Here is a 15,274-nt window from a genome sequence, read left to right as displayed (position 1 = left end):
TTGATAAGACTGTCCGGCCGTGGCACCGCGCGGCCGGCGCACAGACCGACAGCGGTTGGCATTGGTAAGGAATGGCAAGATGGATCTCGAAAAAGCCCGATTCAACATGATCGAACAGCAAATCCGCCCGTGGGACGTGCTGGACCAGGAAATCCTGGACCTGCTGGCGGTGGTCAAGCGGGAGCAGTTCGTCCCGGCCGCGTACGCCTCGCTGGCGTTCGTCGACATGGAGATTCCGCTGCCCGCCGGGCAGAACATGCTGGCGCCGCGCGTGGAAGCCCGCATCCTGCAGGACCTGGCCGTGCGCAAGCATGAGAACGTGCTGGAAATCGGCGCCGGCTCCGGCTACATGGCCGCCCTGCTGGCCAACCGCGCGCGCCACGTGCTGACCGTGGACATCGTGCCCGAGCTGGTCGAGCTGGCCCGCACCAACCTGGCCAACGCCGGCGTCACCAACGTCGACGTGGCCGAAGGCAACGCCGCCGACGGCTGGAGCGCCGCCGCGCCCTACGACGTGATCTGCATCTCGGGCTCGCTGCCGGCGATTCCGCAGTCGATCCTGTCGCAGGTCAAGGTGGGCGGCCGCATCGCCGCCTTCATCGGCGAGCTGCCGGTGATGGAAGCGCGCCTGGTCACGCGCGTGTCCGAGACCGAATACCAGGTCGTCAACCTGTTCGAAACCGCGGTCAAGCCCCTGCAGGGCGCGGCCCGGCCGTCGCAATTCCAGTTCTGAGGACGGATCCACCATGCAGGTCATCAAAGCGACCGAACTGGCCCAGTGGCTGGCCGATGCCAGCCGCGCCAAACCGGTCCTGCTCGACGTGCGTGAAGGCTGGGAGGTGCAGACCTGCGCCATGCCCGGCATCACCCACATCCCGATGCGGGACATCCCCGCGCGCGCGGCCGAACTCGACGAAGACGCCGACATCGTCTGCATCTGCCACCACGGCGCACGCAGCATGCAGGTGGCGGCCTACCTGGAGCGCCAGGGCTATGGCAAGGTCTACAACCTGACCGGCGGCGTCGACGCCTGGGCCAGCGATGTCGACCCGGCCATGCCGAAGTACTGAAGCGGCAGTCCAGCACAGCAACACCAAGAAGAATCGACTGTAGCCGCGGCCCGCGCCCGGCAACCTGGAGCTTTCATGACGTTTGCGCCCAACGCCCTGGCCGGAGTGATCCGGACACGCCTGGCGATCGCGGTTTCCCTGCTTGCCCCGCTGCTGGCCATGATGCCGGCGGCACCGGCAAGCGCGGCCGACCTGCTGCAGGTCTATCGCGATGCGCAAGCCAATGACGCGCAGTTTGCCAGCGCGCGCTCGCAGCTGCTGGCCACGCGCGAGCGGCTGCCCCAGGGCCGTGCCGGGCTACTGCCGCAGGTGGTCGGCACCGCGGGCGCCAACCGCACCAAGCTCGACCAGACCGCTTCGCTGCCGGTCGGCGCCGGGGCCAGTGCCTCCGGCACGCGCTTCTTCAACAACAACAACTGGCAGCTGCAACTGAGCCAGCCACTGTTCCGCTGGGACCGCTGGGAAACCTACAAGCAGGGCGAACTGGCGTCGCTGGCTGGTGAAGTCAGCTTCCACCAGGCCGAGCTCGACCTGATCACGCGCAGCGCGCAGGCCTACTTCGACGTGCTGGCGGCACAGGACAACCTCTACCTGGCACGCGCGCAGAAGAAGGCCATCTCCGAGCAGCTGGAGCAGGCCAAGCGCAATTTCGAAGTCGGCACCGCCACCATCACCGACACCAACGACGCCCAGGCCCGCTATGACCTGGCCACCTCGACCGAAATCGCCGCGCAGAGCGACCTTGAGATCAAGCGCGCCACGCTGCAGCAGATCACCGGCAAGCCGGTCGACGAAGTGCTGGGCCTGCGCCCCGAAGCACCCATCCCCGGCCCGCAGCCGCCCGACGTCAACGCCTGGGCCGCGCAGGCAGAGACCAGCAACCTGCAGGTGAACCTGGCCAGCTACAACCTGGAAACCGCCCAGCGCGAAACCAACAAGGCCAAGGCCGGCCACCTGCCCTCGGTCGACCTGGTGGCCTCGTACGGCTTCACCAACCAGACCGGCAGCGCCACGCAGGCCATCTCCACCCATTACAACGCCTCGCAGATCGGCGTGCAGCTGACCATGCCGATCTTCGCCGGCGGCCAGATCCAGTCGCGCGTGCGCGAGACCCTGGCCCTGGCCGACAAGGCCGCCAGCGACCTGGAATTCGCGCGCCGCACCGCCGCGCAGACGGCCCGGCAGACCTACTCCGGCGTGTCCAACGGCCTGGCCCAGGTCAAGGCCCTGGAAGCCGCCGAACGCTCGGCCACCAGCGCGGTGGAATCCAACCAGCTCGGCTATGAAGTGGGCGTGCGCATCAATATCGACGTGCTCAACGCCGAAGCGCAACTGTTCTCCACCCGGCGCGACCTGGCCAAGGCCCGCTACGACACCATCATGAACGGCCTGCGGCTGAAGGCCTCCACTGGCGTGCTGCAGGAAGCCGACGTGGTGCAGATCAACACCCTGCTGACCACGTCGCCGGGCGCGCTGTACAAGCTGCCCGCGCCAGCACAGGCCGGCGCCAAGGCGCCGGCAAACCCGCGCGCCGCGGTCGAACGCCGCGGGACGCGGCGCGAAGCCACGCCCGCCGGCGCACCGCGCACCTGATCCTCCGCAGCACGCCGCAAAGCAAAACGGGCCGCAATTGCGGCCCGTTTGCGTGAACGGCGTCGCGCCTTACTTCGCCCGCGTACGCGACTCCACCTTCAGCAGCTGCCAGCGGATCGACGACGCATCCGCCGGCGGATTCGGCACCTGGTACTCGCGCACGCGCAGCGTGTAGGCCACGCCCGGCTCAAAATCCAGCCCCTCGATCGGGCCATACCAGAGCTGCCACGGCGCCTCCGGCGATTCGCGCCAGCGGTAGCACGTCATCTTGCCCACCCCCGAGCACTCCACGCGCTGCGAATCGATATAGACCACCTTCTCCACGCCGCCGGCTTCCACGCTCGCACCGCGCTTGCCCAGGCCTTCGCGCTCTACAAACTGCAGCAAGTCGCCGCCGGCAGTCTTCCAGATGATCTGCCGGCCCGTGCTGCCCGCCGACGGCTGCGTGCCGACCGTGGCAAACGGCGTCTGCATCGCCTTGAGCAAAGCCGACTCCAGTTCCATGCGCGGCGGCGGGCAAGCCATGCGCGTGCCGGCGATGCGGTCAAAGCGGATGCCGGTGTCGGTCTTGCCATAGCTGCCGGTAAAGCGGTTGCAGCCACTGGTGCCGCTGACCGTGCCCTGCGCGGCATCGATGCCCTCATTGAACTCAAAAATGATGGGCTGGCCGTTGTCGCCGTGCGGGATATCGCGCAGCGCGCCGTCGGGCTGCTGCCAGCGCACCAGTTCCCAGCGGCTGGGGCCGGAGGGTTGGGTCTGGTTGAGGTTGGTACCGGCGGAGGGGAGGTCAGGCGCCGCCGCGGTCGTGCAGGCACCTAGCGCGGTTGCCACCAGCAAGGCGGCCGCGCTGCGGGCAGCCAGGGAGAAGGGGAACAGGCTGGTACGGCTGTGCATGAAGGACTCCTGTAACAGGGCCGCTCAAGACGGCCGCATGGTGCAATCGACAGATCTGACCAAGGGCATGCCGAAAAGTGCACCCCACTGATACATCAGTTTAGCAAGGCGGTTGCGCCAAAGCGCCGGTCCAGCATCGATTAAATCACATACATTCTGTAACGTCCCAACGGGTTCGGCGGGCTAGGATGCGGAACATCAAGATATCCCACCCTGACCATCCGATATAATTGCCTCGCCCGGCGCAGCAATGTGACCGACAGGCTCCGCTGCTCAACAGGCGGCGACAAAATAATAAGAAGGATGGATCGGCCCGCATCCCGAGTGCACAACCCTTCCTCCGGAAACCTCTCTCCATGCTCTTGATGACGAGATTGCAGAGATCCCAATCGTATGGGGTCGACAAAGCTCTGTACCTGGCCGCCTGTGCCGTTCTGGCAGCGTTCCCTGCGCTGATGTTTGTCAAGCCGACGGTTAGCAACCTCTGCTACGGACTCCTGCTCGGCTGGAGCGCCATCACTCTCGTTGCCGGCGGGCGCGAGGGCCGGGCGGAATGTGGGGGGCTGTTGCGCAGGTACTGGTTCTTCATGCTGGCCATGGCGGCGTTGCCGCTGGCAGTGCTGTTGCAGCAACTGCTGTCGGGGGCGGAGGAGCCGCATGTTTCTTACCTTTACCTGCGCTTTGCTTTGTTCATTCCGTTGGTTTTTGGGATGGTACGGCTTGGCAGGGGTGGGATGCGGAATGTGCAGTGGGGTTTCGTGGTCTGTGCGCTCCTTTCCGCGGCCTGGATCCACGAGGCGACAGCTGCCGGTCGCCCAGCTCACGTAGGGTCCTCCAATATCATCCCCCTTAGCAATCTTTCCATGCTGATGGGAATACTCGCCCTGATTTCAATTGGATGGGATCGTCCCAGGGACTACCTGCAATCGGGCCTGAAGCTGCTGGCAGGCTTTGCCGGCCTGTACGCTTCATACATGAGCGGCACGCGCGGCGGCTGGATCGCCATCCCCGTGCTGGCACTCATTGCGCTAGCTGCATCACACAGGCTGACGCGGATGCACAAAGCGGCGGCCATGCTTGGGCTGGCTGGCCTCATGAGCCTCGCGTGGCTCGGCAGCGCCCGCGTGCAGCAGCGCACGGCAGACGTTGTTTCCGAAGTGTCTCAATTCGCTCAACATGTAACCCTGGACACCCCAACCGGGATACGGCTACAGCTCTGGCGGGCCTCACTGGAAATGATACAGGCTCACCCCTGGACCGGCGTAGGGCCAGAGAAGTTTGAGTGGACCCTGCAAACGCTTGCGGCGCGGCATGTAATCACCCCAATGGCTGCCACCATGCCGCATTCACACAATGAACTCCTGCATGCTACGGCCACGCTCGGCATCCCGGGCCTACTGGCAATCCTTGCCCTGTATCTGGTACCGGCCGCCTTCTTCCTGCGCCATCTTGGCAATGCAGACCGGGGCACGCAGGTCGCCAGCGCCATGGGCCTGGCCCTGTGCTGCGGCTTCATGGTGTTCGGCCTGACCGAGGTCATGTTCGCCACGACCCTGGTCAATGCCTTCTACAGCCTGACCATGGCCGTGTGCTTTGCCTATGTGGTTGCGCGCAAGGACGCCTTGCCCGCGCGGGCGGCCAGTTGAGCCAGGACTCACGACGCAATATCTGCTTCCTGACCGGTACCTTGAATGCGATGGCCGGCGCGGAGCGGATGACCGCAACGATCGCCAATGCGCTGGCCGATCTTGGCCATCGTGTCACGATCCTGAGCCTCTGGGACGCTGCCAGCCAGTTTCCGTTGCATCCACGCGTGCGCCATGAAGCGCTGTTCGCGCAACGGCCCTCCTTCAAACGCGCCTATTTCGCCACGGTCGCCGGCATCCGCAGGCACTGCATCGCGCATCGCATCGATGTGCTGGTACAGGTCGACACCATGCTCGAACTCTTCGTGCTGCCTGCCACCCTCGGCCTGGGCCTGCACCATATCGCGTGGGAGCATTGCCACTTCGACGAGGATCTCGGCAAGCCGGCACGCAAGGTGGCACGTCGACTGGCCGCGCGGTTCTGCCGGCAGGTGGTCGTGCTGACAGAACGGGACCGCCGCCGCTGGCTTGAGGCACTGCGGCCGCGCAGCGAGGTTGTCTGCCTGCCGAATCCGTTGCCATTTCCGACGCCGGCCGAACCCGCGCCACGCATGCAGAAGACCGTGCTGGCCATGGGGCGGCTGGTCCCGGCGAAAGGTTTCGATGTCTTGCTGCGCGCCTGGCAGAAGGTGGCGCAAGCGGAACCGGAATGGCATCTGGTCATCCACGGCGAAGGCGAAGCGCGCCCTGCCCTCACTGCACTGGTCAGCCAGCTGCAACTGCAAGGCCGGGCCAGCCTGCCGGGTATCTGCCAGGATCCGGCGCACGCCTACGGGCGTGCATCGGTCTTCTGCCTGAGCTCGCGCTATGAGGGATTCGGGCTGGTGCTGATCGAAGCGATGGCTTTTGGCCTGCCGATCGTATCGACCGATTGCGAGACCGGACCCCGCGAACTGCTCACCCCGGGGCAGGATGCGCTGGTGGTTGCCGCGGACGATGCCGATGCGCTGGCCAAGGCGCTGCTGACGGTGATCCGCCAACCGGAACTGGCAAACCGCCTTGGCGCCGGTGGCCGCCACAAGGCAAGCCATTTCACGCTGGAGCGGCTTGCCCTGCAGTGGGATGCCCTGGTCAAGGCACCAGGGTAAGCGCCGGATCAGCCTTCCAGCGCCGGGGCCAGCGCAGCGAGGGTACGCACGGTGGCGCCCCGATGCAGGCCCGCAAAGGTCTGCGCATGCGCGCGCATATCCGCCAGCCGGGCCGGATCGGCCAGCACGCTTGCCGCGGTGCGCATCAGCGCATCGGCATTGTCGACGCGCAGGCAAGCGCCCGCGGCAATCGCGTCTTCCGTCGCCTGCGCAAAGTTGAAGGTATGCGGGCCAACCAGTACCGGCGTGCCAACCGCGCAGGCCTCGATCAGGTTCTGCCCGCCCAACGGCAACAGGCTGCCACCGATAAAGGCAAGATCCGACGCAGCAAAGTACATTGCCATCTCGCCCATCGAATCGCCCAGCACGATATCGGCAGTCAGCGGCGACTGGATGCCGTCAAGATCCAGTGCACTCCGGCGCTCTACCGAGAACCCCGCACGCGCCGCCATCGCGGCGACTTCATCGAAGCGCTGCGGGTGACGGGGAATCAGCAGCAGAGCGGGACGCGGGACATTGCCCGCCAGTGATTGCCAACGGGAGAAGGCATCGAGCAACATCGGCTCTTCTCCCTCACGCGTGCTGGCTGCGGCCAGCACCGCACGCGTGCCAAAGACCTTGCGCAACTGCTCGCCCAGCGCAACGCCTGCCGGCGCCGGCTGCATATCGAACTTCAGGTTGCCGGTGATCTGCACCGCCGGCACGCCCAACGCCTGAAAGCGCTCGGCATCACCCGCCGTCTGCGCCAGCACGCCCGCAAAATCCCCATACATGACCGCCGCCGCACGCCCAAACCGCGCTGTGCGCCGGAAGCTGCGCGGCGACAGGCGCGCGTTGACCAGGAACAGCGGCACTCCGGCCTTGCGCGCGCCGCGCACCAGGTTGGGCCATACCTCCGTCTCCATCAGCATGCCCGCCTGCGGCCGGAAATACCGCATGAAACACCCCACCAGCCATGGCAGGTCATACGGCAGGTAGCACTGCAGGATGCGCGGCTCCTTGCCGAACAGCTGCGCACCGGTCTGGCGGCCGGTCGGCGTCATGTGCGTCAGCAGCAGGCGGTGGCGCGGATAGGCGCCGAGCAGCGCCTCGATCAGCGGCTGCGCGGCGCGGGTCTCGCCCACCGACACGGCGTGGACCCATAGCCACGGACCTTTCCGGGGCAGGCTGCCGTATATACCCAGGCGTTCGCCAACATGCTGCAAGTAGCCCGGCTCCTTGCGCGCACGCCAGGCCAGGCGCAGCAGCGCCAGCGGCAGCACCACCACCCACAACATGCTATAGAGCAAACGCAGCATCAGGCAGCCACTCCGCGCACGCGGCAAGCCGCGTCGTAGACCTCATCGACCGATGGCACCACGCCGTCGTCACCGACATTGGCGATGCGCCCGGACCAGTAGCCCTCAGTCTTCCAGCGCCACGTGGCCGTATAGATCTCTACCGTCGGCCGGCACAATGCCGCGGCGATATGGACCAGGCCCGTATCGACCCCGATCACCACCTCGGCCCGGTTGATCAGCCCGAAGCCCTGCATCACCGAGAAACGCGGCAACACTCTCGCCTGCGGCACACCGGCAGCAATCTCTTCGGCAGCCTGGCGTTCCTTGTCATTGCCCCACGGCAGCAACATCACCAGCCCCTCATCCGCCAGCCGCCTGCCCAGCACATGCCAGTTCTGCACCGCCCATTTCTTGCGCGCGCCGGCGGTCGCATGGAAGCACACGGCATAGCGCGCAGGCAGGTCGCCCCACAGCGGATCGTCAACATGCAGCGACTGCGCGGCAGGCCCGAAAAACTGCGGCGGCTCCGCCGGCGCAAGCCCGGTCAGCGCAGCACCGAGCAAGCGTGAGCGCCGCACCGAATGCGTCTGGCGCGGCACACGCACCGGCTCGGTGTACAACAGCCGCGCCGCCGGCTCATAGCCGGAGCCCTGCGTGGCATTGCCCAGCCCGATAATCGGCGCACCGGGCGCCCGCGCGGCCACGCGCGCAACCACTGCGGTCTTGAGCAAACCCTGGCTCTCGATAACCGCGTCATAGCGCTCCTGCCGCAGCGCGTCACGCACCTCGCCCACCTCGCGCCAGGTGCCGCCCTGCAGGACGCGCTTGCGCCAGCGCCGCAGCGCAAACGGGATCACCCGGCGCACCTCCGGCAACAACCGGACAAGCTCGACATAGCCCTCTTCCACCACCCAGTCGATCTCGACACCCGGCCAGCGCGCGCGCAGATCATGCACCAGCGGCATGTTGTGCACCACGTCACCGAGCGACGACACCTTGACCAGCAGGATGCGCGGCCGATCCGGCAGTGTGAAAGGCACCGCGGCCGGCGTGGGCTGCGCCACACCGGCCGCGTCCGACGATGTCGCCGGCACCGTCGCGCGCTCAGAACGGGAGCTGAGCATCCGGCTTCTCTGCCAGGATCACGCGCTTGAACTCCGCCTGGATGCGCGCCAGCGCGGCGTCGTTGTCAGCCTCGAAACGCATCACCACCACCGGGGTGGTGTTGGACGGGCGCGCCAGGCCGAAGCCATCGGCATACTCCACGCGCACGCCATCGATGGTGATCACCTCACGCGCCCCTTCGAACTTCGCGTTCGCCTTGATCTGGTCCAGCAGCGTGAACGGCTCACCCTCGGCACACTTGAGCTGCAGTTCCGGCGTGTTGTTGGCATTCGGCAGCGCATTCAGCACCGCGCTCGGATCCGCGTGGCGCGACAGGATCTCCAACAGGCGCGCACCCGTGTACAGGCCATCGTCAAAACCATACCAGCGGTCCTTGAAGAACACGTGGCCGCTCATCTCGCCCGCGATCGGCGCGCCCGTTTCCTTCAGCTTCGCCTTCACCAGCGAATGGCCGGTCTTCCACATCAGTGGCTCACCGCCATGCTCGCGAATCCAGGGGGCCAGCTTGCCGGTGCATTTCACGTCGTAAATAACCTGGGCGCCCGGATTACGCGACAGGATCTCTTCAGCGAACAGCATCAGCTGCCTGTCCGGGAAAATCACCTGACCGTCCTTGGTCACCACGCCAAGGCGGTCGCCATCGCCATCGAAAGCCAGGCCAAGCTCGCAGTCCGTCTCGCGCAGGGCCTTCATCAGATCCTGCAGATTCTCGATATGTGCGGGATCAGGGTGATGGTTCGGGAAGTTGCCGTCCACGTCGCAGAACAGCTCCGTCACTTCGCAGCCCAGGCCACGGAATAAGTCACCCACGAAAGCGCCGGCCACGCCGTTGCCGGCATCCAGGGCAATCTTCATCGGCCGGGCCAGCTTGACGTCGCTGATGATGCGGTCGAGGTACTTTTGACGCACATCGACTTGCTTGTAGGTGCCGGCACCGCTGCTGAACTGACCGGCTTCGATCCTCTGGCGCAGCGCCTGGATCTGCTCGCCATAGATCGCCTTGCCGGCCAGCACCATCTTGAAACCGTTGTAGTCCGGCGGGTTGTGGCTGCCGGTGACCATGATGCCGGAGGTCGGGCGGACGCCGTCGATCTCGATGTTGGTGGCGAAGTAGACCATCGGGGTGGCGACCATGCCGATGTCGATCACGTCCAGGCCGGCGGCGCGCAGGCCTTCGATCAGGCCGGAGATGAGGTCGGGGCCAGAGAGGCGGCCGTCGCGGCCTACGGCGATGGTTTTTTCGCCCATCTCCGTAGCCGCCGAACCGAACGACAGCCCGATCTGGCGCGCAACGTCGCGCGTGAGAGTCTTACCCACGATTCCGCGGATGTCGTAGGCTTTAAAAATGGTGGGATCGATTTGCATGTGGCTTCCTGTATCGCTTTCCAGCCGCACCGCACTTCCAAAAACAGAAAATGCGACGCACCAAAGGGTGCTATTTTGCCGGATTGCGGCATCCCCGGGCGGTATAATCGCCGCATTATCACGGATGGACACAATTTTCGGAGTCTGTCCTACATTGAGCGGTGCCCTGTCCGCCGCTCCTGGGCCGCTCCCCGTTTGGGGCGCCATGGTTGCCGGCAGCAATCTGCCCGGGCACCCGGCAACCTCCCTCACAGCTTGCATTGCCCTGTGACATATGGCGGCCGCGACCCGGCTACAGACTACAGAACCTTGAGACCAACTGCCCAGCCTTCGCCACGCCCTCGCATCGCCTATCTGATCACCAATTCGGAGATCGGCGGCGCGCAGTCGCATGTCGCCGACCTGTTGCAGTCGATGGCGGGCAAGGCAGATACCGTCCTGCTGGCGGGCGGCGACGGCCCCCTGTTCGATATCGCAAAACAGGCGGGCGCCCGGTCCATCCGGCTGGAGCGGCTAGACAACGCGCTGTCCCCGTGGCGGGCGATCGCTGCCCTGCGCGAGATGGTCAAGGCGCTGAAACAGGTCGCGCCCGACCTGATCCACGCGCATAGCGCCAAGGCCGGCGCGCTGGGCCGCATCGCCGGATTCCTGCTCGGCATACCTGTCATCTACACAGTCCATGGCTTCGCGTTCAAGCCCGAGGCTCCGGCGCGCCAGCGCATCGCTGCGCGCGTGGCGGAGTGGATGTTGGCGCCGCTGACGGCGCGCGTAATCTGCGTGGCGGAAGCGGAGCGGCGGCTGGCACAGGCACTGCCCTTGCCGGCTGATCGAATCGCTGTCGTTCCAAATGGGATAGCGGATACCATTCAGCGGGCCACGCTTGAGAATCCGATGTGCCGGATCGTAATGGTGGCACGCTTTGCGGCGCCGAAACGGCCCGATGCGGTGATCCGGGCGTTTGCGAGATCCAGCCTGCCCGATTGCGAACTCGTTCTGGCAGGGGATGGTCCGGAGCGTGAGGCAATGCAGCAGTTGGCCGAGGCCATCGCGCCCGGCCGGGTCTCATTCCCAGGCAGCGTTACAGATATCGCCGGACTATTGGCCACGGCCCAGGCATTCACGCTGGCCTCCGACCATGAAGGCTTCCCCCTCTCCGTGCTGGAAGCCATGCGAGCCGGGCTGCCGATCATCGCCTCTGACCTGCCCGGAATCCGGGAACAGCTGGAAGATGGCAAGCATGGCCTGCTGGTCGACCACCATGACGAATCCGCATTGTCCGCAGTCTTCGAGCGCCTTGCCGGCGACCCCGCCCTCCGCGCCAGCCTTGGCCGCGCCGCCCGCCAACGCTGGGAACAACTTTTCGGCCTGAAAAGGATGGCCGACGCTACATGGACCATTTACCAGGCCGCGCTCCCGACCCTGCCGCGCGCGACGCGAGTGCCGACATGATGCATTCGACCAAGACCGACGCCCTGCCCCGCCATACGGTCCGCCGGCGCATCGCCGGCTCGGAAACCATTCGCCGCATCAGCCGGATGCTGGCATGGGCGGCGCTGGGACTGGCCTTGTTTGCAGTCAACGCGGCGCTGGCGGAGCTGGCCCATCGGGCCGGGTTCGTGACCCACGTGTTCACGCGCACGCTGCTGTGGTCGATCGTGCCGTATCTGGCCGGTTTCATGCTCCTGCATCGCTCACTGCACCTGCCGGCGATGGAAGGGAACAGCCTTGTCGGGCTGGCCGCCACACTGCCATTCGTGGCGCTTCTATTCATCTTCGCTGCATTCCATATCGAATACTCCCGCGGCGCGATGCTGCTCGCCTACATCATCACGCTGGGTTGGACGTGGCTGGGCTACCGCCGTTTCGTGCAGAACTACGTTCCGCTGTTCGGCTATACGGACCCCCATGCGCTAGAGCAACTGGACACCATACTGACCATACCCGGTGCAGCACGAGCTGCGCACATGCGATTCGAACTCATTCGCTCACTGGAGGACGCCGAGCATTGTGACGGGCTGATGCTCGACCGAAGCGCCACGGCAGACCCGGAGCGCACCCGGCAGCTCGCCCGGTACAAGATGAGCGACGTGCGGATGTATTCGGTGGAGCGCGTTGGCGAAATGCTGACCGGAAGAGTTGGGCTGTCCCACATCGATGAGAACTTCCTCGATGACTACGCGGCCCATTACCTCTACGGTTATCTCAAGCGAGCCGTCGACATCCTTGGCGTGCTTTGCCTGGCACCATTCGCCCTGCCCGTCGGCCTGGCCGTGGCATTGGCGATCCGGCTGGAAACGCCAGGCAGCGCCATCTTCCGCCAGTCACGCGTGGGTCTGTTCGGCAAGCCGTTTGTCATGCTCAAGTTCCGCAGCATGGGCGTCGACAAAAGCGCCCCGGCACAGTTCGCCGCGCGGCGCGATCCGCGTGTCACGCGTGTGGGCCGCATCATCCGCAAATACCGGCTCGACGAGATTCCACAACTTTGGAACGTCCTGATCGGCCAAATGAGTTTCATTGGACCCCGGCCGGAGCAGGTGCCGATGGTCGAGCAGTTCTCGGAAACGATTGCTTACTACCCCTACCGTCACCTGGTTCGTCCCGGGCTATCCGGCTGGGCGCAGGTACAACAGGGATACGCCGGTAGTCATGAAGAAACCGTGACCAAGCTGAGCTACGACCTGTACTACGTCAAGCACTGCTCGCTGGCACTGGATATGCTGATCGCGGTGAAGACAATGCGTACGCTGTTGACAGGCTACGGGGCCCGCTGATGGCGAAGGCAGGCAGTCATGATTCACAACGGCCATTGCGCATCCTGGTGATCACCACTGGGCTCAAGCTAGGTGGGGCCGAGCAGCAAATCGCCGCGCTTGCCGGAAGCTTCATAGCCCTTGGAAACGACGTTGCCATCCTGAACCTGACCGCCGGCACGGAAGTGGACCTGCCGCCAGGCATCCCCGTGACCGAACTTGGCATGCGCAAAATGCCGGCGTCGATGCTCGCCGCGCTGCGCAAGGCACGACACATTATTCGCCAGTGGCAACCGGACGTGATCCACGCCCACATGATCCACGGCAACCTGTTTGCTCGGATGCTCGCACGGACATGCGCGATGCCGCCAGTCATTTGTTCCGCCCATAGCGCGCGCGAAGGCGGCAGGCTGAGCGCCCTCGCCTATCGCGCGACGGACCGTTGGTGCGACCTCACCACCCATGTCAGCGAAGCGGGCAGGCAGGCCATGATTGCGAGTGGCGCTGTGCCAAGCGGCCGCGTGATCGTGATGCCCAACGGCATCGATACCAATCGCTTCCGGCGGGACGATGCCTCGCGTGAGCGCATGCGCCAGGATCTTGGCCTCAATGCTGAAGAAGTGCTGGTGCTGAATGTTGGCCGGCTGGTGCCAGAGAAGGACCAGGCCATGTTGATCGAGGCATTCCGCGAGGTGTATCGCAGGCTTCCGAAGGCCAGGCTGATGATTGCCGGCGACGGACCGCTGCGCGCCAAACTCGCAAGCCAGGTCGCAGATTATGGGTTGAATCAAGCCGTGCTGCTGGCTGGCGCAAGGAACGACATCCCTGAGCTATTGCGCGCAGCCGATGTCTTTGTCCTGTCATCGCGCATCGAGGGCATGCCGCTGGCCGTTGGCGAAGCCTTGGCCAGCGGTTTGCCGGTAGTCTCGACCGCAGCGGCCGGTGTGGCCGAACTGGCAGGCGATGTCGCCACGATCACACCGGTTGGCGACGCTGCCGCGCTGGCCAGGGGCCTCGCGGCCGCCATCGAGGAACTGCCCGGCACCCAAGCTCAACAGCATCGACGCCGACAGCGGGTGATCAACAGCTTCGACATGGCCGCCGTCGCACGGCAATGGCTGGCGCAATACCACCAACTGAAGGAAGCCCGCTGATGCGTCGCAAAGTTGCCGGCAACTTGCTTTGGATGCTCGCTGACCGCGGGCTTCAGGTCGCGGTCGGGATCGCCGTGGTCGGCATGCTGGCGCGCGCGCTTGGTACTGAGGGCTTCGCGAATTTCCAGTATGCGCAGTCGCTGGTGTTTATCGCGGCTTCCATTCCATTGATCTGCTCTGCCGAAGTCGTGGTACCACGGCTCGTCGCCCGACCGGCCCCGGAAGCCAGCCACGCGCTGCTCGCCCACGCCTTTGCGATCCGCCTGACGGCAGGCCTTGCCGGCTATGCCCTGATGTGCGCCTACCTGGCATTCACACAACAGCCGGCAGACACGTGGATTCCCGCAGCCATCCTCGGCACGGCCATCATGCTGCGCGAACCCTTCGGCGTAGTCATCGCGTGGATGCAGGCGCGTACGCATAATCGGCCGAACGTAGTCTTCAACCTCATTGCGCTGGCTGCGAAGGCGGGGCTGATCGGCGCACTGTTCTTTACCGGCGTCAGTCTGGTGCCGGCGTATGCGACAGCATTTGCCATCGAACCGCTGATTGCCGCTGCGCTGCTAGCCTGGTACTACCTGTCACGCGCGCCGCGTACCGTACCAACCCGCGACGCGTCGCTGACGCGAGACCTGGTACGCGATGGGACGCTGTTCTGGGTGAGTTTCATGCTGATGGTGTGCGCTCGCCGCGCGGACCAACTGATTCTCAAGCCGTTCGTGCCACTTGCTGAGCTGGGGGCATATGCAGCGACGATGCAAGTGCTGGATAATTTTTCGACTATCGCTACGATTCTGGCGGCCGGGGTTGCGCCGATGTATGTGTTCGGTCAGCAATCGGTGGGAGCGGCTCGACGGAATGTGCTGCGCGTAACTGGCGGCATGATCGCAATCGGGCTTTGCGGGGCAATCATCCTGGCACTTTGTGCTGAATGGGTGGTTCAGTTGCTGTACGGGCAGGCGTTCGGCGAGACGGTCGTGCTGCTGCGGCTGGCGGCGCTGGCGTCGACGCTGATCTTTGCGGATGTTGGATTGGGTTTATTGCCGGTGTATCTGCGCAAGCCGCGGTGGGTGGCAGTGAAGTGGGCGCTGGTGCTCGCAACAACGGTAGTTGTCGACCTGATTGCTGTACCGCGTCTGGGTGCACGCGGGGCCGTGCTGGGTTATGCCATGGCTAATGCTGTTGCATTGATTTTTGGGTTAGCGTTGGTGCTTCGCACGCGCCCTGCCACTGCTATCGCATCGGCATAAGCCAGTCCGGAAGTGCTTCTTGGCTGGCAAGTGGCGCGCCCCCTGGCGTCGCCTCCAGT

13 protein-coding genes are annotated in these 15,274 nt (G+C 65.2%); 9 read left to right on the top strand and 4 right to left on the bottom strand.

Annotated features, from left to right (window positions below; genetic code table 11):
* The first annotated feature begins 79 nt into the window (after positions 1–79).
* The 3 genes from AC3WLE_RS05465 (at position 80) to AC3WLE_RS05455 (ending at position 2,663) form a co-directional block, all read left to right on the top strand.
* The gene (locus AC3WLE_RS05465; RefSeq protein WP_010813784.1) at positions 80–733 is read left to right on the top strand and encodes a protein-L-isoaspartate O-methyltransferase family protein; all 654 of its coding nucleotides are present in this window, start codon (positions 80–82) and stop codon (positions 731–733) included.
* Between the two features lie 13 nt (positions 734–746).
* Complete coding sequence (locus tag AC3WLE_RS05460; protein ID WP_011615877.1) at positions 747–1,070, top strand: rhodanese-like domain-containing protein; 324 nt, start codon at positions 747–749, stop codon at positions 1,068–1,070.
* A 75-nt stretch (positions 1,071–1,145) separates the two neighbouring features.
* Positions 1,146–2,663 carry a TolC family outer membrane protein gene (locus tag AC3WLE_RS05455; RefSeq protein ID WP_492356394.1) on the top strand — a complete coding sequence of 506 codons (1,518 nt, stop codon included), beginning with the start codon at positions 1,146–1,148 and terminating at the stop codon, positions 2,661–2,663.
* 69 nt (positions 2,664–2,732) lie between these two features.
* Here AC3WLE_RS05455 and AC3WLE_RS05450 read toward each other — a convergent pair whose 3' ends face one another.
* Positions 2,733–3,557: a DUF4377 domain-containing protein gene (locus tag AC3WLE_RS05450; RefSeq protein WP_492356393.1), complete on the bottom strand. Its 825-nt coding sequence runs from the start codon at positions 3,555–3,557 to the stop codon at positions 2,733–2,735.
* Between the two features lie 356 nt (positions 3,558–3,913).
* On the opposite strand from AC3WLE_RS05450, the gene AC3WLE_RS05445 reads away from it, so the two are divergent.
* Together AC3WLE_RS05445 and AC3WLE_RS05440 are read left to right on the top strand one after the other, a co-directional pair.
* Positions 3,914–5,203, top strand: coding sequence for an O-antigen ligase family protein (locus AC3WLE_RS05445; protein ID WP_492351412.1), 1,290 nt, complete (start codon positions 3,914–3,916; stop codon positions 5,201–5,203).
* The gene (locus AC3WLE_RS05440; RefSeq protein ID WP_492356392.1) at positions 5,200–6,291 is read left to right on the top strand and encodes a glycosyltransferase family 4 protein; all 1,092 of its coding nucleotides are present in this window, start codon (positions 5,200–5,202) and stop codon (positions 6,289–6,291) included. The genes AC3WLE_RS05445 and AC3WLE_RS05440 overlap by 4 nt, the downstream gene beginning before the upstream one ends.
* A gap of 8 nt (positions 6,292–6,299) precedes the next feature.
* Here AC3WLE_RS05440 and waaA read toward each other — a convergent pair whose 3' ends face one another.
* The 3 genes from waaA to AC3WLE_RS05425 are packed head-to-tail and all read right to left on the bottom strand — an operon-like array spanning position 6,300 to position 10,061.
* On the bottom strand, positions 6,300–7,589 hold the full coding sequence (waaA, locus tag AC3WLE_RS05435; RefSeq protein ID WP_492356391.1) for a lipid IV(A) 3-deoxy-D-manno-octulosonic acid transferase: 1,290 nt from the start codon (positions 7,587–7,589) through the stop codon (positions 6,300–6,302).
* Positions 7,589–8,695 (bottom strand): lipopolysaccharide heptosyltransferase I, encoded by a 1,107-nt coding sequence (gene waaC, locus AC3WLE_RS05430; protein ID WP_492356390.1) that lies wholly within the window; start codon positions 8,693–8,695, stop codon positions 7,589–7,591. Before waaC ends, waaA begins: the two co-directional genes overlap by 1 nt.
* On the bottom strand, positions 8,676–10,061 hold the full coding sequence (locus AC3WLE_RS05425; RefSeq protein WP_492356413.1) for a phosphomannomutase/phosphoglucomutase: 1,386 nt from the start codon (positions 10,059–10,061) through the stop codon (positions 8,676–8,678). Before AC3WLE_RS05425 ends, waaC begins: the two co-directional genes overlap by 20 nt.
* A gap of 309 nt (positions 10,062–10,370) precedes the next feature.
* Here AC3WLE_RS05425 and AC3WLE_RS05420 point away from each other — a divergent pair, with 309 nt between their 5' ends.
* The 4 genes from AC3WLE_RS05420 to AC3WLE_RS05405 are packed head-to-tail and all read left to right on the top strand — an operon-like array spanning position 10,371 to position 15,215.
* Positions 10,371–11,510: a glycosyltransferase family 4 protein gene (locus AC3WLE_RS05420; RefSeq protein ID WP_492351416.1), complete on the top strand. Its 1,140-nt coding sequence runs from the start codon at positions 10,371–10,373 to the stop codon at positions 11,508–11,510.
* Positions 11,507–12,832 carry a sugar transferase gene (locus AC3WLE_RS05415; protein WP_492351417.1) on the top strand — a complete coding sequence of 442 codons (1,326 nt, stop codon included), beginning with the start codon at positions 11,507–11,509 and terminating at the stop codon, positions 12,830–12,832. The genes AC3WLE_RS05420 and AC3WLE_RS05415 overlap by 4 nt, the downstream gene beginning before the upstream one ends.
* Entirely contained in the window at positions 12,832–13,965 is a 1,134-nt protein-coding gene (locus AC3WLE_RS05410) for a glycosyltransferase (protein WP_492356389.1), read from the top strand. Before AC3WLE_RS05415 ends, AC3WLE_RS05410 begins: the two co-directional genes overlap by 1 nt.
* Positions 13,965–15,215 carry an oligosaccharide flippase family protein gene (locus AC3WLE_RS05405; RefSeq protein WP_492356388.1) on the top strand — a complete coding sequence of 417 codons (1,251 nt, stop codon included), beginning with the start codon at positions 13,965–13,967 and terminating at the stop codon, positions 15,213–15,215. Before AC3WLE_RS05410 ends, AC3WLE_RS05405 begins: the two co-directional genes overlap by 1 nt.
* Positions 15,216–15,274: the final 59 nt, after the last annotated feature.

The organism is Cupriavidus sp. FW306-1B-F12B (genome assembly GCF_058781795.1).
This window is presented reverse-complemented; position numbering and strand designations above follow the sequence as displayed.